Below are 19,680 nucleotides of genomic sequence, written 5' to 3' on the forward strand. Positions count from 1 at the left end.
TTCAACAAACCTGTTCTGACCTGCGAGAACGCTGTAGGGCGTGGGGTAGGACATGCGTAGGACCAGGTGCAGCTGGTCCTACCGTTGCCCGTCGCACTCGCCCCGCGACCAACCCGGTGCGGAGCGCCGGCAAGGATGATGCCCAGACAGTCTGGCAGCGAGCCGCTGGCCGAAGGCCGGTATACCCAGTGAGACGTCCAGTGCATGACGAGCGGCCTGCGGTCCTCTCCGACCCACTCGCCCACATCGTCGGACGAGGAGCGCGAGGGGCCCGCGCGCCGATCTGGAAGCCACCGGGATCGGCCCGCTGACCAGAGGCTGCGGCGCGGTGGCTACCTCGATTCGCAGCAGGTCGGCCCGCTCCCGCAAAGTCAGGTAGTGGGGCGATAGCCGTGCGATGGTCGCGATCACGACGTGGACGGGCGTAGAACCACGGCCTCCACCGCACGGGCCCTGGCCCCACCGCTTGGAGTGCCGGCGACGATCTCGTGAGGGCTTCAGTACTACTCGCTACTTGGCGAGCCACCACACCGACGACTTTTTCCACCGTCGGAATCCGGCTGTCTTGTAGGCAGCCTCGAGTCGCGCCTTGGCCTGGTCTCGCTCGGGACCGTCTGGGTAGGGTCCACCTCCGCCCAGCTGCTGCGGCTCCGGCACGAGCACTACGACGGCTTCGTCCCGATCGCGCTGCAGCAGGTCGAGCACCTGGTCGACGATTCGGCCGGTCAGCCTTCGACCGCGCCAGGTCTCATCGAGCCAGAACCTGTCGATGAGGAGCCCTAGCCAGTAGCGGGAGTGCTTCTGGGAGATCGCCGCGGCGGCAGCCGTCAGCACCATGGCATCGTGGCCGACGCAGTCGCCGGCATCGGCCAGATCCGGTGAGTCCGGGTTGAGGGTGATCCACCCGTTCATGCCGCCGATCGGCTTTGGGCCGTCGGCATCATCGTCGTCGTAGGTGATCTCGACCCACAACGATCGCAGAGCGTTGTACCCGTCTTGGCCTTCGCGCTCGATCCGAACACTGACGTCGACCAACTCGGGGTCGAACTCCTCTTCGTCCTGTGTCATGGGCACAGGCTAGGTTGCGGGACTGACAATGAGCCGGCGTGCGAACAGTGCGCAGGATCGGTTGAGCCGGGCAGCTGCCCGACGGCGACGCGGCCGATGCATCAAGTTGGCACAGTCAAGTCATGCGTCGAGCCGCTGGGGCCCCGGATAGCATCGGCCAAACGGGGGGCGGCAAGGTCAAGGTGCCGCTCTACAACGTTGCTACCCAGAGGTACGACCCTGTCCTCGTCGGCGCGGAGGGGCCAGGACGCCCGCGGATGCCACCGTGAAAAGCTAGCGAGTGCGACGCTCCGTAGCGGGCCCTCGCCTTCAGGTGTCCAGACGCCCCGTTAAGGTCGGTGACGTTGATCTTCGAGGCGTGAGGAGGCGTGATGCGGCTGTCATCGTTCCAGGTGTTGCGATACAAGAACGTGCTGGACTCGACCGAGGTGGTCGTAGAGGATGACGTCACGACCCTCGTCGGGATGAACGAGTCCGGGAAGTCCACGATGATGGACGCGCTCTACCGGTTGAATCCAGTCTACGGCGATGACTTCGCGGAGCTTGAGGACTACCCCCGCTGGAGACGGAGTCGTGACAGCCGTAGTGAGGACCTCTCACAGGTCTCGCCCATCAAAGCGACCTTCTACCTGGACCAAGCCGATCGCGACGCCCTCGCGAAGGCCGTCGGCGAGGGTGTTGTAACTGCCGAAAGCGCGATCGTCGGTCGCCGGTACAGCGGTGAGACGTGGGCGTGCATCGACGTGAACGAGGCTCGATTCCTCGAGAACGTTCTCGACGGGCACCTACACGCGCACGCCCTGGCTGAGCATCACGAGTCCGTCACGTCCCTGCGCGCTGCGCTACAAGCACTGGCCGAAGAAGAAATCGATGCCGCTAGCCGTGCTGCTGCCGAAATAGCTTCTGCAGGAGCAGAAGTCGAAGCAGCAGGTCAGGCGTCCCCCGCCCCGGCGCTCGGCACAAGCGCAAAGGAAGTGCTCGCGCGAATCACCGCGGTCGTCGGTACCGGAGACCTCGCGTCCGTGGCGAGCTCGGTCGTCCTGGCGCGTATCCCGAAGTTCTTCCTGTTCTCGGACTACCAGAGCCTCGAGGGGCGCGTCGATGTGTCAACGCTGAAGGCAGATGTCGACGAGCAGCCAGGTGCATCTCCTCAGCAGACAGCTCGTGCTCTCTTGAAGCTTGCGAACACCGACGTCAACGCGATGGCCGACTCGAGTTTCGAGTCGAGCACGGCAGAATTGGAGTCGGTTTCAAATGACTTGTCCAGGGAGATGAAGGCCTACTGGAGCACTAACCCCGAGCTCCGCATCAAGATCATGACGGAGCCTGAGACGGTTTCGGACGCGCGCGGTCAACGTAGCGTCGTCCGTTACCTCAACTTTCGAGTCGAGGACCGTAAGCACGACTTCACCAACAATTTCTCTCGCCGCTCGTCCGGTTATAGGTGGTTCTTCTCGTTCCTAGCCGCCTTCAGCGAGTTCGAGAGTCGGGTTGGGGACGTGGTTATTCTGCTTGACGAACCTGGCCTCACTCTCCACGCCAAGGCGCAGCGGGACTTCCTGCGATTCATCAACGAGCGTCTCGCACCGGCAGGTCAGGTTATTTACACGACCCACTCGCCGTTCATGGTTGACCAGATCGAGCGCGTTCGCGTGGTCGAGGATCGCGGTGAGGACGTCGGGTCGGTCACCTCCTCCGACGCGTTGGAGGTGGGTGAGGACAGCGCATTCCCGTTGCAGGCCGCGCTCGGCTACGACCTCAGTCAGAACCTATTTATCGGCGAGCGGAACCTTCTCGTCGAGGGGCCGTCGGACCTCGCGTATCTCGATCTTCTCAGTCGCGCCCTCCGGAAGGTGGGCCGGGAAGGGCTCGACGAGCGCTGGCGCATCCTCCCCGCCGGTGGCTCCTCGAACGTGCCGACTTTTGTCTCACTCCTCGGCCGGAAGGTTTCTGTCACGGTGCTGCTTGACTCGGGTGTCGAGGGAGCAGGCAAGGTTGAGGCGGCGATGAGCGCGAACAAGATTGACAGCAGCCGAGTGGTTCTCGTCAGCGCGGTGCTCAAGCAGAATCACGCCGATATCGAGGACCTCTTCGCGGTAGAGGACTACCTCGCGCTCTACAACGAGGCGCTTACGAGGGCTGTCGCACTCGAGACCTTGCCTCAGTACCACGACCGCATCCTGAAGCGGCTGGAGTCTGCGGGAGAGTCTAAATTCGACCATTGGCGGCCGGCTGAGCTACTGCTCCGCGATCCCGCCCGCGTGGACGCGCTGTCCGCATCAACGCTCGATAATTTCGAGGCCCTCGCGAGGAGAATCAACGCGACGCACCCCTAACGTCACGGACCCTCGCTGCTGCCGCTGAATCGAGGCTGCTGGCGGGGGTATGTGCCCGGAGAGACTTCGAGTGCGCGCTCGTTTGCGAGCGGCGTAATGTTGTCGAGTTCTGTTTCTCGAACTGAACCTCTGGCGTCTTCGCGTTTAGCGCACAGGGTCGGGAGGCTGCTCGCGAGACGCTTTGGTGACCTGCATTCTGCCGTCTGAATCACGTTGCATCGCCACGTAGACGATGTCGTCTATGGCATAGATCCGAAGTACGCGGACCAGTTCGGCGACTTCGATGTACGTCAAGGACTTCCTGCTGCTCCAGTCGGATGCGACGAAAATCCCGTCGAGCCGGTGCGGCGGTTCTTCGCTTCCGTTGAACGAGAAAACGACGCTGTGGATGACGCGGTTGCACAGTTCACGAACCGAGATCCGCTCGTGGTCGCCCTGGTCGAGGTCGAACATCTCCCAGAACTCGTGGCGGCTCCAGAAGTCCGGCTGCTGTCCTGCGGGAGGATGCGAGACCACCTGCACGCGTTCGGCTTGAGCCTCATCGCTGATCTTTCCGGGAGCGTCTAGGAGCTTCCGCATGGCAAAGCTCGCGACCATGACGTCGCGCTCCACAAGGAAGCCTGTACGGTCTGTCCATCGTTTTTGGCCCGCACGCCTCTCGACATCTACAGCAATCCGACCGAGCGCCTCCTTCCATGGAACCGAGTCGCCGATCATTGCCGCACTCTTCCCGCAGCCGCGTTAGCCAATAGGGCGTCCTGCAACGCGGCAACCTGCGACGACGGGACGAAATCTGGACAATACTGCTTGCGGGCCACACACCCAGTCTCGCGCAGACTTACGACACGTCTACAGTGGTTTCCCCGTGCCGAAACTGGGTGGAGTTCCGCTTCAACGTCTGAGTCCTGCACCGATCGCTTCCCAGCGGCGGCCCGTGTCGGAGGCGGCGCGCAGCGACCGGTCTCAGGCGTGCGCCACCGGTTGACCGAGTCGGCGGGCCAGGCGATCGACACGCGCCAGCGCCGTCGGTATGCGGTGATCCCCGCTCATCCCGGCCACGATGCGTGCGGCGCCGTCGCTGTCGAGTCCGCCGGCGGCAGTGACGTAAAGAGGCCGCGTGGAGCGGCCTCGGGTCACGGTGCTGGCATGGGTAGCGGTCCGGAACGGCGTCTTCGCGACCCCGATGACAGGAACGCCGAGTGCTGCCGAAGCATGCGCCCCGAGCCCCGGCCGGCCTGCTGCGTCGAGCGTGGCATAACCGTCGACGACGAGAAGACTGGGCTTCGACGTCCCTTCGAGGACGGCGAGGATGCAGGGCAGCTCGCGTTTGAACAGGGCGCCGGGTTCGTACGGCGCAACGTCGACAACGTCGACCACACGTTCGGTCAGGGGCATCGAGCACTCGAGGTCGGCGTACGTGACGAGAGCGGCGGTGGCCCCGCCGTTGACGCCGTAGTGGACGTCGACGGCGGCGACCACGATCGGCACCCTCGGCGACGGGGCTTCCTCGGTGGTCACGTCGCAACTCTAGGCAGTGCGATGTCGCTCAATCTCATCGTCTCGGGCACGCTCGATCACCGGCGATGTGACTGCATTCCAGGGCGCAGGGTCGTCAGAAGAGCGGCCAGGGCACTGCGGGCATGTCGCCGGCGGGGCCAGGGAACCGCCCTGTCGAGCGCAGCGCGGAGCACCGCGCAGCGAGCGACGCGATCTCCTCGGCGGTGAGCAGCTTCGCCAGGTCCCGCCCCAGGTCGCCGTTGAGCCCCTCCCCGAGGCGCGCGAGGCCGTCGAGCTCGTCGTCGGACAGCTCCTCGCCCAGCCAACCCCACAGGATCGTCCGCAGCTTGTGGTCGCTGTGGAAGGTGAGGCCGTGGTCCACACCGTGCCTGTGGCCGTCAGCCATGGCGAGGACGTGGTTGCCCTTGCGGTCGGCGTTGTTGACCACGACGTCGAACACGGCCATGCGTCGCAGCGCCGGCGAGTCCTCGTGAACGAGGATGACCGACCGCCCGTTCTCGTCCTGGCCCTCGAGCACCGGACGCCAGCCCTCGTCCGGCACGTCGTCCGACGCGACCAGGTCGACGGCACGGTGGTCGGGGTGCTGGTCCTGCCAGAGCTGCACCATCCCCTCGCCGAGGGGGCCGTCGCGCAGCCACGTCTGCGGGACGACGCCCCAGCCGAGTGCCTGCGAGACCAGGTAGGCCGCCACCTCCCGGTGCGCCAGGGTGCCGTCGGGAAAGTCCCAGAGCGGACTCTCGCCGGCGATCGGCTTGTAGACGACGACCACGTCGTCGATGCTGCCGAGGAACGTCGCGTTGGACGCCGTCCGGATGCGACCGGTGAGCGTCAGCTCGCCGGTCACGAGATCCGTCTCGGACATCAGTCCTCGGGGACGGTGCAGGTGTGTCCGTCGGGGTCCACGGGGTAGCCGCAGAGCGGGCACGCGGGGCGGCCGGCACCGACGACCTCGCGGGTGCGCTTGGCGAAGGCGCGGGCCGCACCCACGGGCATCTTCACCAGCAGCACGTCCGTCTCGGCAGCGAGGTCCTCGTCGGACAGCTCGACGTCGTCGGCATCGCCGTCCGTGAGGGGGTAGGCCTCGATCACGACCTGGGCGGTGGCCGGGTCCCAGCCCAGGCCCATGGCACCGGAGCGGAAGAGCTCGGAGACGGCCTCGAGCTGATCGTTGTCGACGAGCTCGGGAGGTGTGCTCACGGGTGCGCTGTAGGGGTTGCCCTCGATGGTGAGGAGCTGGTCGAGGATGGCGTCGATCTTCTCCGAGAGGAGCGCTGCCTGCTGCTTCTCGAGGGCGATGCTCACCAGCCGTGCGCCGGAGCGCACCTGGAGGTAGAACGTGCGCGCCCCCGGGAGGCCGATGGTGCCGATGACTGCCCGGTCGGGCCAGTCGAACTCATGAACACGGGGAGCCATATCGACCACTCTAGGCGCGCGTGCTCGACGTTGGCTCGTGTCCTGCGCCGCCGCCCACCGGAGCTTCGCCCGGCCGGATGCCCTTCGCCAGCCACGAGAGATCGCCCGCGTCGGTGTTCGTGGCGTGGACGCTCGTCCGTCCGGCGCCGTAGCGCACGATGGAGACCGAGGCCGGGCTCACGTTGATGCGTTGGAACAGGTCGAGGTGCATGCCGAGCGCGTCGGCGAGGATCGACTTGATGATGTCGCCGTGGCTGACGGCGACCCACACGGCCTCGGGCCCGTAGTTGGCCTCGACGGCTGCGTCGTGGCGACGGATCGCTGCCACCGAGCGCGCCTGCATGGCTGCCATGGACTCACCGTCGGGGAAGGTGACGGCCGAGGGCTGCGACTGCACCCGCGACCACAGGTCCTCGGCCGCGAGCTCGGACAACGGCCGGCCCTGCCACGCGCCGTAGTCGCACTCGACGAGGTCGGGCTCCACCGGTACCTCCGGCCTGCCCACCTGGCGATCGATGATGTGCTGGGCGGTCTGCCGGCAACGCTCGAGCGGGCTCGACACCACGGCGACCAGGGGGATGGCCGCGAGGCGTTCTCCGGTGAGGGTCGCCTGGTCGCGCCCGACCTCGTCCAAGTCGACGCCGGACGCCCGGCCAGCCAGCAGGCCGGTGGCGTTCGCGGTGGTGCGGCCGTGCCGCACGAGGAGGACTGTCGCCATCTAGTCAGCCTAATGACCCGGGTGGTCCCGACCGTGGTCTGCCTAGCGCGCACGACGGCGGGCGGCCATGACGCCGGCTCCAGCCGCCGCGACCAGGAAGGCGCTGCCGGCGACACCGGGGATGGTGGCGGCCCAGCTCTCCTCGGGAACGACGACGCTGCTGGGGGTGTCCTTGCCGAACTCGCAGGAGGTGCCCAACGGCCACAGCGTCGTCTCGGTGTGGCGTGGGCTCTCGGGTGCGAAGCCGGGCGGAATCTCGGACGAGGCGCAGAGCTGGCCCATGGTCGATCCGAGCGCGGGCCCGTAGGCAAGGGTCCAGGCCAGGACCAGCAGCGGGACGGCAGCGACAGCAAGGCACACCGCAGCCCAGACGACGGGGTCATCGGTCGGCCGAGAGCGGTATCCCTCGGTGACCGTCCTCGCGCGCGGGAACCCGCTCATCCGTCACCTTCGCTCCGCCACCGCGGGTTGAGGCTGACGAAGGCCAGGACCAGCAGCAGTCCGGCGAAGCCCAGCGCCCCGTAGCCCGCACCGCGGCCGTCGAAGGCAAGGACGAGGTCGCCGACGCCGTCGGCGCAGAAGATCTGGAAGTTGCGGACCTCCATGGCCCCGGCCCAGTCCGGGACGACGTTCTGGCAGTGGTGGGTGTCGGAGAGTCGAGCCGTCCCGTAGGCCACCGCCAGGACCACGAGCGCCGCGCCGAGCACCAGCGCGAAGCCGAGAACCCCGCGGGCGGTCGAGACGCGCGACTGAGCTGCAGACATGTCGATGACAGTAGGAGTCACTGTGAGAGATTGCCGGCCGTGCCACCGGCTGCTGTGCGGACCCACCCATTCCCTCCACAACGTGAAGCCCGGGCACGTCGGGGCAATCCTGGCTGGGCTGTGTCACCGGTCGGGTCCCTTCGGCACGCGCGGTGCTGCGGTGGCGGAGCAGCGCCGAGTCGGTCACGCTGGGCGGGTGAGAACGCCACACAGCCGTCACCTGGGCGCAGGCCTGGCACTGCTCGTGCTGAGCGGATTGGGCCTGGCGGCGTGTGCCTCGACGTCCGAGGGGCAGGCGCCGGACGACGTGGTGTGTCCAGCCATCGGCTGGTTCAACACGCTGACGGTGACGTTGGAAGGCGACAGCGCCGGGGTCGATGACATGAAGCTGTGCCTCGGCGAGGACTGCTACCCCAAGGACGAGCCCGCCACGGACGGGTCCGACCTCGCCGACTCCGTCGGGGTCGAACGCGAGGCGACCCGGAGTCGATGGACCTTCGCCCTGATGTCACACGCCCCTGACGAGGTGACCGTCCGCACCTACGACGCCAGCGGCACGATGCTGACCGACGACCTCGTGGCGCCGGGGTGGCGGCGCACCGGCGGCAGCGAAGAATGCGGCGGGCCTCACTTCGGGCGAGCCACCGTCCGGCTCTAGCGGGAGACGAGCGATGAATCAGCCCTGGTACAAGGACCTTCCGGCGAAGGTCCTTCTTCTGGTTGTCGTGGTCGGTCTCGGTCTCTTCGTCTACACGGGCATCGCCATCCTGGTCAGAACGTTGTTCGGCCTGTTCTGACTGTGAGTTGGTCACCACGTCAGCGTGCGAGCCGGTGAACGACATCGGCTAGCAACGGGTGGGAACGTCGCTGAACACCGCGATCACGGTGCTGCCTGCTACGCCCGAGGGATCGGGGGAGGACCTCCATCCGGCGCCCCTGAAACCTCGCATCGGTCACGGCGCGCCCGGCGCCACGGTCCGCTCGCGAACACCGGCGGACCGAGGAGGAGCACCAGCAGGACGGTCACCCCGAGAACGGCGCCGCGTCGGTCCTCGCCCTGGACGAGCTCCTCGGGGATCCGCGGATCGCGCATCGCATCAGCCAGGGGGATCCCGATGACGGCGGCCACGAACACGAGCGCCGGCAGGATCATCGCCACGAGGAGAGATCCGCGCCACAGCCCACCGCGGCGCTGGGCCCAGGTCAGGGGCTGCAGCGCCCGACGCACGAGCAACCGGTCGACCGTGACGTAGAAGGCGGTCAGCCCGGTGCCGAGGACGAGCAGCAGCATCCCGGGAAACGCGAGCGCACCGAGGGGTGGGGAACAGCGGGTGCAGTCGGCGTCGCCCCGAGCATGGCCGTCCCCTGCACGACGGCGACGACCGTGATCGACGCCAGAGCGCCGACGAAGGCGGCGATCGCGAACGGTGCGTACGGGTAGCGCCGGAACGCGGGCGGGGTTCTCACCTCCCCATCGTGACCACGACGGCGGCGCGGTGCACCGCGACCGCCGCGCTGCCACGACATCGGTCCAGCACGTTCACCGCACCGCCACAGCGTTCCGACCGCGAGGCCCGCGCCGGTCGTCGCGACCGTTCGGTCAGCCGCCGAGCGCCGCCAACCGGGCACTCCCCGGTGCGAGCGCCCGCGCGACAGTCACGGCCGACCGCACCGCGCTCTCGTGCGAATCCGCACCCGCCGTGTAGGGGCCGGCGAGCCACACCCCGCCGCCGCCCTGCACCTCCGCCAGCCGTCGTTGCGCGTCGAAGTAGGTGGGCGTGACCTTGCCGTGCTCGTACGTCACGACAGGGTGGAGCGGCTCCGGCAGCTTCTCGGCGAACGTCACCCAGCTGCGGAAGACGTCGTGGCTGTGGCCGGGTCCCCACACGGTGTTCTGCGCGTGCGCGCCGTCCCACCGCACGTTGACCACGGACCACGCCGATCGGTCCGCGGGCATCAGCCGGGTGTCGCCGTGGACCGCGATCCTGGTGTCGACGTACTCGAACCGTGCGAGCTGCGCCCGCATCTCCTCGAGTCCGTCCAGCGGTCCGAGCAGCGCGAGCGCCTGCCGCGCGTTGGTGGCGACGACGACGCGGTCGACCGTGTGCGACCCGCCCGAGGAGTCGTGGACCACGAGGTCGCCCCCGTGGCGCTCGACGCGCTCCACGCCCACCCCCGTGCGGACGTCGGCGCGTTGGACGTCCCGCGCCAGCGCGTCCACGTACGTGCGGAGCCCGCCCTCGAGCGCCACCTGCCGCGGAGGCCGCAACCCGCCCGCGGCCGCCCCCGCGAGGTAATGCAGCGTGTTGAACGCCGCGAAGCCCTGCAGCTCCTCCGGTTCCACGCACCAGAACGAGAGGAGCAGCGGGTGGAGGAAGCGATCGACGAACGCCGCGGGGAGGCGCTGCGCCTCGATGTACTCGCGCGTCGTCGTCGTGGTGTCGTTGCTGGCGAGAAAACGGGGGACACCGGCGAGGAATCGGCGGAACCGGATCACGTCGGCCAGAGCGCGGGGCGTCAGCGAGCGCCGGACGGGGCCGCCGCGCCAGGGCGGCAGCGCGACCGTGCTCCCCGTCGCCGTCGTGGTGAGCGACATCGTGGCGGGATACGGCGTCCGCTCGAGATGGAGCGCGTCGAGCAGGCGGTTGAGGACCGCATAGGTGGGTCCCGTGCCGAAGAACTGGAAGCCCGCCTCCACCGGCACCCGCGCGCCGTCGACCTCGACCTCGATCGTGTGGGCGTGGCCGCCCAGCCGGACGTCGCGCTCGAGGAGCACGACGTCGTGCTCCTGCTCGAGCAGCCAGGCCGCCGTCAGACCCGCGCCGCCGGCACCGATGATCGCGATTCGCATCGTTCTCCGATCCCGGGCGCGCCTCGAGCCCATCCTTCCCGCAGTCGTCGAACCCGCGGTTCCGGGACTCGACGTGTGCCGGTGAGGGCCCCGGTAGCGTTCTGGGCATGACGGACGTGAGCGCGACGAACGCCGCGGAGCAGCGGGTGCAGCAGTTCATGGTCGAGTTCGAGGGGCAGTGGCGGCTCGCGGCCCCGGCCTTCGAGGAGCGCGGAAGCAAGCGGGCGGCATTCGAGGCCTGGCGTGCGCTGATGGACGAGACTCGGCGGCGCCACTTCACCGACGACACCGCCGTCGACCTCGGCCAGTCCTTCGGCAGTCCCGCCGAGTACGGCCCCGCGTCGTCGACGTTCCTGCGGTCGGAGCGGCAGGGCGACGCCGTCCACGTGCTCACGCGCGGGACGTCCGGCCTCAGGCGCTTCCGCGACCACACCCTCCGGCAGCAGGGCGGGGAGTGGCGGATCGCGTCGATCGCCTCCCACCCTCGTGACCCCGTCGAACGGTTCGTCGACGAGCAGACCGTGGCGGTGTCCCTGGGCCAGGTCGCGGAGGACGCGCCCCTCGGCTCGATCTCCGACGAGCAGGCGCAGCTGGACGAGACCCTCAACTTCACCGAGCGCGTCGTCGTCCGTCCGCGCGACGGCGAGACGACGCGCACCGAGGTCTCGGAGGTCGGCACGCTCGTCACGAGCACCGGGGTTCTGGCCGTCCTGGACTTCGGCTACGGCAACGACGACGCCCGGCCGCTCGCCCGCACCGTCGCCCCGGGGACGTACCCGATCGACCGCGTGACCGGGTTCGGGCGCAACGCCGCGGTGCGGGTGCGTTTCAGCGACCGGGTCCCCGTGTCGTGGCACCCGGCGTCGCTCCCGGCGGGCGGACACGTGATCGGCGTCGACGCCGGCTGCGGCTGCATCGTCGACCACGTCGCCTACGCGGCCATGACCCGGCGTGACAAGGCGGCGGTCTACGACCGGTTCACGACGGCGGCGCGCCCCGCCGTCCTGGAGGTCCCGCTCGGAGCGACGGACCTCGGGATTGCCTTCGACACCGGGTACGGCGACGGCAGCTACCCCGTCTACTGGGGCGTGGACGAGCAGGGTCGGACGGCCCAGCTCGTCGTCGACTGCATGGTGCTCGTGGCGCAGGACGACGACGGCGTGCTGACGCACCTGTAGGCACGCGGCGAGCGGACCGTTCCGGGCCCCATGCCCGCGACAGGACTACTGTCACGGCGCATGGACATGCTGACGGGCAAGCAGATCGCCGATGCCGATCTCACCGACTGGCGCAAGCTCGCCCAGGGACTCCACGCCCGGTTCCTGATCGAGGACTTCGGCGCCGGGGTGCGTCTCCTCGAGGCCGTGGCGGAGGCGGGTGACGAGCTCGGTCACCACCCGACCGTCGCGATGGGCGGCGCTCATCTCGACCTCACGCTGGTCTCCGACGACGCGGTCTACCGCGACGCCTCGGGCACCGAGCACGTCGTGGGATGGGTGACGCAGAAGGACGTCGACCTCGCGCGGCGGATCAGCGCGCTTGCCGCCGGCCACGGGATCGAGGCCGATCCCGCCTCGGTCAGCGACCTGGAGCTGGGCCTCCACACGGCGAGCTCGGCGGTCATCGCTCCGTTCTGGGCCGTGCTGCTGACCGGGGGCGCGGACGCGCAGGGCCGGGGGACCCCCAGCGACGAGGTCAGGGACGCCACCGGGCGGGTGCCGAACCTGTGGTTCGACGACGCCGCCCCCGACGCCGATCGCGCCGCGACGCCGGGCCACCGGTTCCTCCTGGAGATCTACCTGCCGGCCGAGGTCAGGGACGAGCGGATCGCCGCGGCCGTCGCTGCGGGCGGGCGCGTCGTCGACGACAGCGCCGTGCCGTCGCTCACCGTGCTCGCGGACCAGGACGGCAACCAGGTCGTCGTGTGCGTGGACACGTCCGCCGTGGCGTCGGCCTGAGCTCGTCGTCGACCTGGACGGGAACGTCGCCCGGGGCCCGGCGTCGCCTGCGACCCCCGGCCCACGGCGGCACGCTACCGACGGGTCAGCGCGTGCGGGTAGGCGGCCTCGCGCCCCTGGAAGGTGAGGATGCGCGGGTTGGCCACCACGCCGTCCTGGATCTCGATCGCCCGGGAGAGCGTGGCGTCGGCGGCCCACGCCGTCGGGCCCTCGAGGACGGTCCGCAGGAACGGCAGGATCGCCTCGCTGATCTCCCAGGTGGCCGAGTTCCACAGGTACGACGGCGTGTGGTCGACGGCGTAGTAGTGGACGCCCCCACCGACCGTGAACATCGGCTTCTCGAACGTGGTGGGGGCCGCCCACTCGAAGCCCATGCCCTCGTCGCACGAGACGTCGACGACGAGGCTGCCCGGGGCGAAGCCTGCGAGGTCCTCGGTGCGCAGGTAGGTCAGCGGTGCCTCGACGTCCTGGAGCGTGCAGTTGACCACGATGTCGTGCGCCGCGAGGAAGTCCGGGAGCAGGACGTCGCCGTCGGGGGTGGAGACCTTGCTCAGGTGGGTCGGCCCGCCGTCGGTGTCGAGCTGGGTCATCTGGGCGGAGTGGATGGGGGAGCCCACCGCCGCGACGTCGCGCTGGGTCAGCACCTGGACGTCGTGCACGCCGTGCGCCTTGAGCGCCGTGACGGCGCCGCGCGCCGTCGCGCCGAACCCGATGACGACGGCGGAGAGCCGGGGCCCGTAGTCACCCGTCGACCCGACCAGGCGCAGGGCGTGGATCACCGAGCAGTAGCCGGCGAGCTCGTTGTTCTTGTGGAACACGTGCAGGCTGAAGCGACCTTTCTTCGTCCAGTGGTTCATGGCCTCGAAGGCGATGAGGGTGAGCCGGTGGTCGATCGCCGTCTGCGTCATGGCAGCGTCCTGGACGCAGTGCGGCCAGCCCCACAGCACCCGTCCGGCCGGGATCTCGACGACGTCAGCGGCCTGCGGCTTGGGGAGCAGGAGGACGTCGGCGGCGGCGATCACCTCGGCGCGCTCCGCGACCCGGCCCACGCGGGCCTCGAGGTAGCCCGGCTCGACCTGGAAGTCCGAGCCGTACCCGTGCTCGACGATCATCCGCGCGCGGATGTCGGGGTCGATCCGGTCCAGGTGGTGGGGGTGGATCGGGAGGCGCTGCTCGTTCTCCATCGAGGAGCGTGCGAGCAGTCCGAGCGTGAGCAGGGGTCGCGGTGAGTCGTTGGCCCCCGACGTCGACGTCGGAGCGGGGGAGGGTGCAGCGGTGCCGGTCATCCGGGCTCCCGTCATTGGGGAACCTAGGTCAGCTCCTGGCGCGACTGTACGCGGGTGGGGCGACGGGGCAGTTCCGGGACGACCGGTCCGTGTGTGGTCGGAGGTGTCAGCTGGTTCCAGCCACGTAGTTCTCGATCCGGCGGTTTCGAGCCCGGATGAACTCGTTGCTCGATCGGACGTAGGCGAGGTACTCGTCCACGGTCCGGGGCACCGCGGGTGTCCGGAAGTCGTCGAACGGGTGCATGAACGCGACCTGTCGACTCTCGGCGTGGACGAGATCGTCCAGGAGGAAGAACTCCGTGTAGGCGTCGAAGGTCTCGAACAGGTCGAAGAATCGTGCGTAGCGGAGGAGTGCGTCCGTCAACGGACTGGTCCCTCCGGCGTAGTGACGTCGGATGCACTCGAGGGTCAGATCGAACCGGTCGGCGATGCGTGGATGGAATCCGCGAGCTCCGTTGATCGTCGCCTTGCCGTCGATCTTGTCACCGGGGAACACCACGGCGCTTCCTATCGTGTAGCCGAGGTTCTCGGGACGATCGTCCGGGGCGATCCGCTGGATCACACGCCAGGCGCGACCGAGGAGGTTGGTGGTGATCGCGTCGCTCGACAGGAAGAACGTGCCGCGACCTGAGCGGTGGCTCAGGTAGCCCCTGGGCTCGGGGGTGAGAGTGAACGGATCGCCGTTCGGCAACGGCTTGCTCCACAGGAGCTGGTGGTACCGGCGGAGAGTCGGGCTGTGGGCGTCGGCGTCCTTGCCCGATGGCGTGTCGGAGTGGAACTCGAAGGCGGTGTCGATCACGGCTTCCTCCAACCTCAGCGCCGACGCCCGCGGAACCAGCGCGACAGGCGGCCGCCGCCCTCGTCCGAGGTGGGTGCGCCGTCGTCGGGCTCCGGCCTGGCCTCCCGCAGCCGGGCCACCAGCGCGGACGCCTCGACCACCACCTGGTCCGGGGGCCAGCCGTCGGGGCTGCTCAGCATGACCCCGCCGCCGACCGCGCGCCGGCCGATCTCCCCGCCGTCGACATCCGCCGCGGCGGTGCCGAGCTGGTCCTCCCGGAGCCAGACGCGGTAGCCCGTCGGTTGGGGGATCCCGCGCTCGGTGGCGGTGCGGTTCGCAGCCGTGCTGGAGGCGGTGACGCTCGAGGGGGACAGGATCTCCGCGGCCTCGACGACGAGGGCGTCCACCTCCCCCGGAGCGGGTGGCCCGCCGTCGCCCGCCGACCTCAGGAGGAGCAGCACGTGGTCCTTCGCCGCCGCCGGCCAGGACCGCGTCACGGAGACCTGCCAGGCCCGCCCGTCCGCCAGGCGTGTCGAGGCGGTGAGGAAGAGGACGTGGGCGCCGTCGGGCAGCACGCGGGTGGCCTCGCTCATCACGCGCTCGAGCCCCGCGGGGCTCCCGTCCCAGCGACGCGTGGCGATCTCCCACGGGGCGTCCGGCTGCGACCGGGCGAGCCGCCCCATCAGGGTGAGGAGGCCCGACGCCAGCTGCTGGCGGGTGTCCGGGAGACCGCGGACGACGACGGCGGGCTCGGCGTGCCAGACCTCGCGCGCCCGCGCCTCCTTCGTCTCGCGAGCGACGAACCGCCTCGCGTGCGTCGCCACCTGTTCCGTCATGGCCCCCAGGAAGTCAGCGAACGACGGGTAGATCTCCCCGATGAACGTGTCCTCCTCGGCCCATCCCGCGAGCGTCACCACCTCGGGGCCCGCCCGGCCGTCGCGCACCGGAACGAGATAGGTCGCGCCGTAGAACGGATCGACCGCCACGGCGAGGCAGTCCCCGAGGGTGACGCCGGCGTCGAGGAGCTCCCGGGCGGTCGCGGCCCCCGTGAGCGGTTCGAGGGCCGGACCGGAGAAAGTGCGGGGAGCGCGACCGAGCCACTCGACGCTCGCGATCCGTACCGGTCCGGCCAGCTCCTTCGTCCGGCCGGTCGGCTCCCATCCGTCCTGCGCGAGGAGGAGGCGACGGTGCGTCTCGTCGAGAACCAGGCCGAGCTGCGCCTCGAGCGCGGCGACGCGTTCCGCGGTGGCGCTCGCGGCCGTCCCCGCGCCCTCGACCAGGCCCGCGACCGTCCCGAGCCACGTCACCAGGCCGTCGGAGGGACGCGTCTCGTCGTCGATGCTCGCCATGCCTCCTCACCCTAGGGCTGTCGGTCGGGCGGGGTGGGGTGGTGTCGCCGTCGTGCCAGGCTGGCCGGGTGACCTCGCCCCAGACCCTGAGCGACGCCGACCGCCGCCTCCTCGCGGGGTGGGCGGCGGACTGTGCGACGCGCGTCCTTCCCCTCCTCGACGCGGACGCGTCCAGCCTCGCGCTGGTGCGCGACGCCGTCGCCCGGGCCCACGCCTACGGCCGCGGTGGGAGCACGGCGGCGGCAGAGATCCGGCAACGGATGGTCGCCGTCACGGCGGCCGGCGCCGCGACGACGCCCGCCGGCGCTGCCGCGGCCAGGGCCGCGGGCCAGGCCTCCGCCGTCGCCCATCTCGCGGCGCACGCCCTCGGGGCCGCCGCCTACGCCGCGAAGGCCGTCTCGCTCGCGCACCCGGACCGGCCCGAGGCCGTCGACGACGAGCTCCGGTGGCAGGTCGCCCACCTCACGCAGGAGCAGGCGGCGGCGCTGCGTCGGCTGCCGCTGCTGGAGTCGGTCCCGTCGGGGCCGCTCGGGCCGGGACTGCTGTCGCGCGGCGTCCTCGGGCGGGCGATCCGCGAGATCCAGGCCCGCATCGGCGACGACGTCGACGGCGGTCGACCAGCCCCGGCACCCGCGGGACACCACCCGTGACAGGCAGGCCGCCGCACGGGAGTGTGGGCACATGGACCTCGCGATGCGCCCACCCCGGACCCTCTGCCTCATCCTGGCGGGCGGCCAGGGGTCCCGCCTCGGCGCGCTGACCGAGCACCGCGTCAAGCCGGCGCTGCGGGTGGCCGGCAGCTACCGCCTCATCGACACCGCCCTGTCGACGGTCGTCAACAGCGGTCTCGACGACGTCTGGATCGCCGAGCAGTACCTTCCCCACTCGCTCAACGACCACCTGGCCAACGGCGGCCCGTGGGACCTGGACCGCGTGAACGGCGGCCTGCGGATCCTGGCGCCGTTCGAGGGCGGTCCGGGGGAGGGGATGGCGCAGGGAAACAGCGACACCCTCTGGCGGCACCGCGAGCGCCTGGCGGAGTTCGACGCCGAGTGCATCGTCGTGCTCAGCGCCGACCACCTGTACACGCTCGACCTCCTCACCGTGCTGCAGACGCACGTGGCGAGCGACGCCGAGCTCACGCTGGTCACGACGCGCACCGACGAGGACCCCTCCAGCTACGGCGTCGTGCAGGTGGACGACGACGGCCGCGTCGCCTCCTACGACTACAAGCCCGAGGACCCGGCGGGGAACCTCGTGGCGGCGGAGGTCCTGTGCTTCGACGCGACGCTGCTCGTCGATGCGCTGGAGGAGCTGGCCGAGCGCGAGGGCGGTCTCGGCGACTACGGCGACGACCTCGTGCCGTGGTTCGTGGACCGGGGACGCACCGTCGAGCACCGGCTCGAGGGCTACTGGATGGACATGGGGACGCCGGAGACGTACTGGCGCGCCCACATGCACCTCGTCGACGGCGAGGGAGCCCGCTTCGACGATCCGCAGCATCCGATCCGCTCGGCGCAGCCGCAGCTGCCGCCCGCCCGGGTGGTCGACGGCGCCGTCGTGGTCGACTCGCTGCTGGCGGCCGGGTGCCAGGTGGCGGGGGAGGTGCGGCGCAGCGTGATCGGGCCGGGCGTCGTCGTCGAGGCCGGCGCGGTCGTGGAGGAGTCGGTGCTTCTCGACGACGTGCGCGTGGCCCCGGGCGTGCGCCTGCGGCGCTGCGTGGTCGACGACGGCGTGCAGCTCACCGAGCCGCGCGTCCACGGCGACGGGGTCGGGGTCACCGTCCTGGGGCCGGACGACGCTGCCGGCTCGGCCGTCAGCTGAGGGCGCGCGTCACGAGCTCCGCACCAGCCGCGACCACTCGCCGTCGCCCTCCAGCAGGCGCCGCGCACGGCCCCGGTGGATCTGGCGCTTGCCCGGGTCCATCTTCTGCAGGAGCGAGACGATCATGCGCGCGCGGGGGTTGGACTCGAACACCTCGCGGTGGTCCTCGACGAACGTCCAGTACAGGCCGTCCCAGTCGGCACGCCACTCCCCGGCCGGGAGGTCGGACATCGTGCGCAGGTAGTTGCTCCCGGAGACGTAGGGCTTGGTGGTGATGTCGGCGCCGGCGGCGAACTGGCTCATCGCGTAGACGTTGGGCACCATCACCCAGTCGTAGGCGTCGATGAACATCTCCATGAACCACTCGTAGACCTCGTCGGGGTGGATGCGCAGCAGCGCCATCGCGTTGCCCAGCACCATCAGGCGTTCGATGTGGTGCGCGTACCCGGTCGCCAGCACGCGGGAGACCACGACGTCGACGGGCTGCAGGCCCGTCGTCGCGTCCCACCACCCCTCGCCCAGCGCGCTGTCGTGCGCCAGGTGGTGGGAGGTGCGCAGCCGACGGCCCTGCGTCCGGTAGGTGGCCCGCATGTACTCCCGCCAGCCGATCACCTGGCGGACGAAGCCCTCGAGCGACGCCAGTGGAGTGTCGTCGTCGGCACCCTCGAACGCGGCGCGGAGCACCTCGTCGGGGCTCAGCAGGCCGATGTTCAGGGACGCCGTCAGCAGGCTGTGGGCGATGAAGGGGTGCTCGGTCGAGATCGCGTCCTCGTACGGCCCGAAGTCCGCCAGGCGCTCGCGGACGAACTCCGCCAGGTGCGCCTGCGCCTCGGCGTGGCTCGTGGGCCACGCGAACAGCTGCGGGTCACCGGGGGCGTCGGGGAACTCCGCCTCGACCCACGCGACCGCGTCCCGCACGTCGCTCTCGCCGTCGTTCTCGCCCGGCTGCCCGTCGGTGCCGCCGGCGTCGACGTCGAGGCCCGCGAGGTCGAGCGCCCCGTCCTCCGCCAGCACCGGGTGCCGGGCGAACCGCCCGACGACGGGTGGGGTGTACCCCCGCGGCAGCTTCTTGCGGTTGTCGGCGTCGAACGACCACTGCCCGCCGATCGGGCCGCCGTCGGAGTCCAGGAGAAGGTCCAGGCGGCGCCGCTGCCACACGTAGAAGTCGTGCATCCGCGCCGTCCGCCCGGTGAACCACCCGTCGATCTGGGACCGCGAGGTGAGGAAGTTGGGCGACTCGAGCTCGTCGTCGAGCGAGGTCTCGTAGCCACCGTCGGCCAGCGCGGCGCGCAGGTCCCGCTCCAGCCAGTCGTCCACGACGTCGAACCAGGTCACCTGACCGGGGCGGCGGTCCCGCACGAGGTCGGCGAGCTGGCTGCGGGAGGTGCGGTCGGCCTCGCTGCGCAGCACCACGACCTCGTGACCCTCGCCGCGCAGCAGCCGGGCGAACCGGGTCATGGACGCGCGGTGCAGCACCAGCTTGTGCGCGTGGAAGGAGTACTGGCGCACGAGCAGGTCGTGCTCGACGAGCACGATCACCGTACCGGCCGGAGCCGCGAGGTGCTCGGCGAAGAGCTGGTGCGGCAGGACGAGGCGCACCGGCGCTCCAGGGCTCATCGCCTCACGATAGGTGGTGCCCCACGGCGCAGGAGCCGCGAGTTACGGGCATGTGTCCTACCTCCGGCAGCGAGTATCTATTGGGTAACGATTGGTCTCCCTGGGCCATCCGGGGCAGTCGACGGCGGGTACCTGTGGTTAGGCTCACAGCGTCCTAAGCAGGTCCCTGGGCGACTCACCCACAAGGCGAGGTCCCCGGT

Annotated in this window: 22 protein-coding genes; 7 read left to right on the top strand and 15 right to left on the bottom strand. The window is 70.0% G+C overall.

Features of this window, described 5'->3' with window-relative positions; genetic code table 11:
* Positions 1-510 precede the first annotated feature (510 nt).
* Positions 511-1,068 (bottom strand): hypothetical protein, encoded by a 558-nt coding sequence (locus tag C8046_RS16785; protein WP_109230432.1) that lies wholly within the window; start codon positions 1,066-1,068, stop codon positions 511-513.
* A 371-nt stretch (positions 1,069-1,439) separates the two neighbouring features.
* Between C8046_RS16785 and C8046_RS16790 the strand changes: the two genes are divergently transcribed.
* Positions 1,440-3,404, top strand: a complete 1,965-nt coding sequence (locus tag C8046_RS16790; protein ID WP_109230433.1) for an AAA family ATPase — start codon at positions 1,440-1,442, stop codon at positions 3,402-3,404.
* A gap of 144 nt (positions 3,405-3,548) precedes the next feature.
* On the opposite strand, the gene C8046_RS16795 is transcribed toward C8046_RS16790, so the two are convergent.
* The 7 genes from C8046_RS16795 to C8046_RS16825 all read right to left on the bottom strand — a co-directional run bounded on the left by C8046_RS16795 (position 3,549) and on the right by C8046_RS16825 (position 7,817).
* A complete protein-coding gene (locus tag C8046_RS16795) occupies positions 3,549-4,121 on the bottom strand; it encodes a hypothetical protein (RefSeq protein ID WP_146197201.1) in 573 nt (190 codons plus the stop codon).
* Positions 4,122-4,367: 246 nt separating this feature from the next.
* Positions 4,368-4,922 carry an endonuclease V gene (locus tag C8046_RS16800; protein ID WP_235866374.1) on the bottom strand — a complete coding sequence of 185 codons (555 nt, stop codon included), beginning with the start codon at positions 4,920-4,922 and terminating at the stop codon, positions 4,368-4,370.
* 94 nt (positions 4,923-5,016) lie between these two features.
* Positions 5,017-5,784: an SCO1664 family protein gene (locus tag C8046_RS16805; RefSeq protein WP_109230435.1), complete on the bottom strand. Its 768-nt coding sequence runs from the start codon at positions 5,782-5,784 to the stop codon at positions 5,017-5,019.
* The gene (locus tag C8046_RS16810; RefSeq protein WP_109230436.1) at positions 5,784-6,335 is read right to left on the bottom strand and encodes a DUF3090 domain-containing protein; all 552 of its coding nucleotides are present in this window, start codon (positions 6,333-6,335) and stop codon (positions 5,784-5,786) included. The genes C8046_RS16805 and C8046_RS16810 overlap by 1 nt, the downstream gene beginning before the upstream one ends.
* Before the next feature lie 10 nt (positions 6,336-6,345).
* Entirely contained in the window at positions 6,346-7,053 is a 708-nt protein-coding gene (locus C8046_RS16815; protein ID WP_109230437.1) for a histidine phosphatase family protein, read from the bottom strand.
* Positions 7,054-7,095: 42 nt separating this feature from the next.
* On the bottom strand, positions 7,096-7,494 hold the full coding sequence (locus C8046_RS16820) for a hypothetical protein (protein WP_109230438.1): 399 nt from the start codon (positions 7,492-7,494) through the stop codon (positions 7,096-7,098).
* On the bottom strand, positions 7,491-7,817 hold the full coding sequence (locus tag C8046_RS16825; RefSeq protein WP_109230439.1) for a hypothetical protein: 327 nt from the start codon (positions 7,815-7,817) through the stop codon (positions 7,491-7,493). The genes C8046_RS16820 and C8046_RS16825 overlap by 4 nt, the downstream gene beginning before the upstream one ends.
* 82 nt (positions 7,818-7,899) lie before the next feature.
* Between C8046_RS16825 and C8046_RS16830 the strand changes: the two genes are divergently transcribed.
* Positions 7,900-8,475 (top strand): hypothetical protein, encoded by a 576-nt coding sequence (locus C8046_RS16830; protein ID WP_146197202.1) that lies wholly within the window; start codon positions 7,900-7,902, stop codon positions 8,473-8,475.
* A gap of 13 nt (positions 8,476-8,488) precedes the next feature.
* A complete protein-coding gene (locus tag C8046_RS19830; RefSeq protein ID WP_268921378.1) occupies positions 8,489-8,614 on the top strand; it encodes a hypothetical protein in 126 nt (41 codons plus the stop codon).
* Positions 8,615-8,712: 98 nt separating this feature from the next.
* Here the strand turns inward: C8046_RS19830 and C8046_RS16835 are convergent, their stop codons facing one another.
* The 3 genes from C8046_RS16835 to C8046_RS16840 form a co-directional block, all read right to left on the bottom strand.
* Positions 8,713-9,108, bottom strand: coding sequence for a hypothetical protein (locus C8046_RS16835; RefSeq protein ID WP_109230441.1), 396 nt, complete (start codon positions 9,106-9,108; stop codon positions 8,713-8,715).
* Positions 9,078-9,284 carry a hypothetical protein gene (locus C8046_RS18195; protein ID WP_146197203.1) on the bottom strand — a complete coding sequence of 69 codons (207 nt, stop codon included), beginning with the start codon at positions 9,282-9,284 and terminating at the stop codon, positions 9,078-9,080. The genes C8046_RS16835 and C8046_RS18195 overlap by 31 nt, the downstream gene beginning before the upstream one ends.
* Positions 9,285-9,417: 133 nt before the next feature.
* Complete coding sequence (locus C8046_RS16840) at positions 9,418-10,668, bottom strand: FAD-dependent oxidoreductase (RefSeq protein WP_158277252.1); 1,251 nt, start codon at positions 10,666-10,668, stop codon at positions 9,418-9,420.
* A 107-nt stretch (positions 10,669-10,775) separates the two neighbouring features.
* Here C8046_RS16840 and C8046_RS16845 point away from each other — a divergent pair, with 107 nt between their 5' ends.
* Positions 10,776-11,846 (top strand): DUF4241 domain-containing protein, encoded by a 1,071-nt coding sequence (locus tag C8046_RS16845; protein WP_109230443.1) that lies wholly within the window; start codon positions 10,776-10,778, stop codon positions 11,844-11,846.
* A gap of 60 nt (positions 11,847-11,906) precedes the next feature.
* A complete protein-coding gene (locus C8046_RS16850; RefSeq protein WP_109230444.1) occupies positions 11,907-12,626 on the top strand; it encodes a 4a-hydroxytetrahydrobiopterin dehydratase in 720 nt (239 codons plus the stop codon).
* A gap of 74 nt (positions 12,627-12,700) precedes the next feature.
* Here C8046_RS16850 and C8046_RS16855 read toward each other — a convergent pair whose 3' ends face one another.
* The 3 genes from C8046_RS16855 to C8046_RS16865 all read right to left on the bottom strand — a co-directional run bounded on the left by C8046_RS16855 (position 12,701) and on the right by C8046_RS16865 (position 16,039).
* The gene (locus tag C8046_RS16855; protein ID WP_109230445.1) at positions 12,701-13,912 is read right to left on the bottom strand and encodes a N(5)-(carboxyethyl)ornithine synthase; all 1,212 of its coding nucleotides are present in this window, start codon (positions 13,910-13,912) and stop codon (positions 12,701-12,703) included.
* Between the two features lie 106 nt (positions 13,913-14,018).
* Positions 14,019-14,711 (bottom strand): DUF6994 family protein, encoded by a 693-nt coding sequence (locus C8046_RS16860; protein ID WP_235866375.1) that lies wholly within the window; start codon positions 14,709-14,711, stop codon positions 14,019-14,021.
* A gap of 14 nt (positions 14,712-14,725) precedes the next feature.
* A complete protein-coding gene (locus C8046_RS16865) occupies positions 14,726-16,039 on the bottom strand; it encodes an SMI1/KNR4 family protein (protein ID WP_109230447.1) in 1,314 nt (437 codons plus the stop codon).
* 68 nt (positions 16,040-16,107) lie between these two features.
* Between C8046_RS16865 and C8046_RS16870 the strand changes: the two genes are divergently transcribed.
* Positions 16,108-16,689, top strand: coding sequence for a putative immunity protein (locus C8046_RS16870; RefSeq protein WP_109230448.1), 582 nt, complete (start codon positions 16,108-16,110; stop codon positions 16,687-16,689).
* A gap of 31 nt (positions 16,690-16,720) precedes the next feature.
* Entirely contained in the window at positions 16,721-17,863 is a 1,143-nt protein-coding gene (locus C8046_RS16875; RefSeq protein WP_235866376.1) for a glucose-1-phosphate adenylyltransferase family protein, read from the top strand.
* Positions 17,864-17,872: 9 nt separating this feature from the next.
* Here C8046_RS16875 and C8046_RS16880 read toward each other — a convergent pair whose 3' ends face one another.
* Positions 17,873-19,480: a cryptochrome/photolyase family protein gene (locus C8046_RS16880; RefSeq protein ID WP_109230449.1), complete on the bottom strand. Its 1,608-nt coding sequence runs from the start codon at positions 19,478-19,480 to the stop codon at positions 17,873-17,875.
* Positions 19,481-19,680: the final 200 nt, after the last annotated feature.

Origin of the sequence: Serinibacter arcticus, from assembly GCF_003121705.1 — a bacterium.
In the GTDB taxonomy this organism is placed as follows: domain Bacteria; phylum Actinomycetota; class Actinomycetes; order Actinomycetales; family Beutenbergiaceae; genus Litorihabitans.

Coding starts and splice junctions, on each gene's coding strand:
- C8046_RS16785 (WP_109230432.1), bottom strand. CDS start 1,068: ATGACACAGGACGAAGAGGAGTTCGACCCCGAGTTGGTCGACGTCAGT.
- C8046_RS16790 (WP_109230433.1), top strand. CDS start 1,440: ATGCGGCTGTCATCGTTCCAGGTGTTGCGATACAAGAACGTGCTGGAC.
- C8046_RS16795 (WP_146197201.1), bottom strand. CDS start 4,121: ATGATCGGCGACTCGGTTCCATGGAAGGAGGCGCTCGGTCGGATTGCT.
- C8046_RS16805 (WP_109230435.1), bottom strand. CDS start 5,784: ATGTCCGAGACGGATCTCGTGACCGGCGAGCTGACGCTCACCGGTCGC.
- C8046_RS16810 (WP_109230436.1), bottom strand. CDS start 6,335: ATGGCTCCCCGTGTTCATGAGTTCGACTGGCCCGACCGGGCAGTCATC.
- C8046_RS16815 (WP_109230437.1), bottom strand. CDS start 7,053: ATGGCGACAGTCCTCCTCGTGCGGCACGGCCGCACCACCGCGAACGCC.
- C8046_RS16820 (WP_109230438.1), bottom strand. CDS start 7,494: ATGAGCGGGTTCCCGCGCGCGAGGACGGTCACCGAGGGATACCGCTCT.
- C8046_RS16825 (WP_109230439.1), bottom strand. CDS start 7,817: ATGTCTGCAGCTCAGTCGCGCGTCTCGACCGCCCGCGGGGTTCTCGGC.
- C8046_RS19830 (WP_268921378.1), top strand. CDS start 8,489: ATGAATCAGCCCTGGTACAAGGACCTTCCGGCGAAGGTCCTTCTTCTG.
- C8046_RS16835 (WP_109230441.1), bottom strand. CDS start 9,108: ATGCTGCTGCTCGTCCTCGGCACCGGGCTGACCGCCTTCTACGTCACG.
- C8046_RS16840 (WP_158277252.1), bottom strand. CDS start 10,668: ATGCGAATCGCGATCATCGGTGCCGGCGGCGCGGGTCTGACGGCGGCC.
- C8046_RS16845 (WP_109230443.1), top strand. CDS start 10,776: ATGACGGACGTGAGCGCGACGAACGCCGCGGAGCAGCGGGTGCAGCAG.
- C8046_RS16850 (WP_109230444.1), top strand. CDS start 11,907: ATGGACATGCTGACGGGCAAGCAGATCGCCGATGCCGATCTCACCGAC.
- C8046_RS16855 (WP_109230445.1), bottom strand. CDS start 13,912: ATGACCGGCACCGCTGCACCCTCCCCCGCTCCGACGTCGACGTCGGGG.
- C8046_RS16865 (WP_109230447.1), bottom strand. CDS start 16,039: ATGGCGAGCATCGACGACGAGACGCGTCCCTCCGACGGCCTGGTGACG.
- C8046_RS16875 (WP_235866376.1), top strand. CDS start 16,721: ATGGACCTCGCGATGCGCCCACCCCGGACCCTCTGCCTCATCCTGGCG.
- C8046_RS16880 (WP_109230449.1), bottom strand. CDS start 19,480: ATGAGCCCTGGAGCGCCGGTGCGCCTCGTCCTGCCGCACCAGCTCTTC.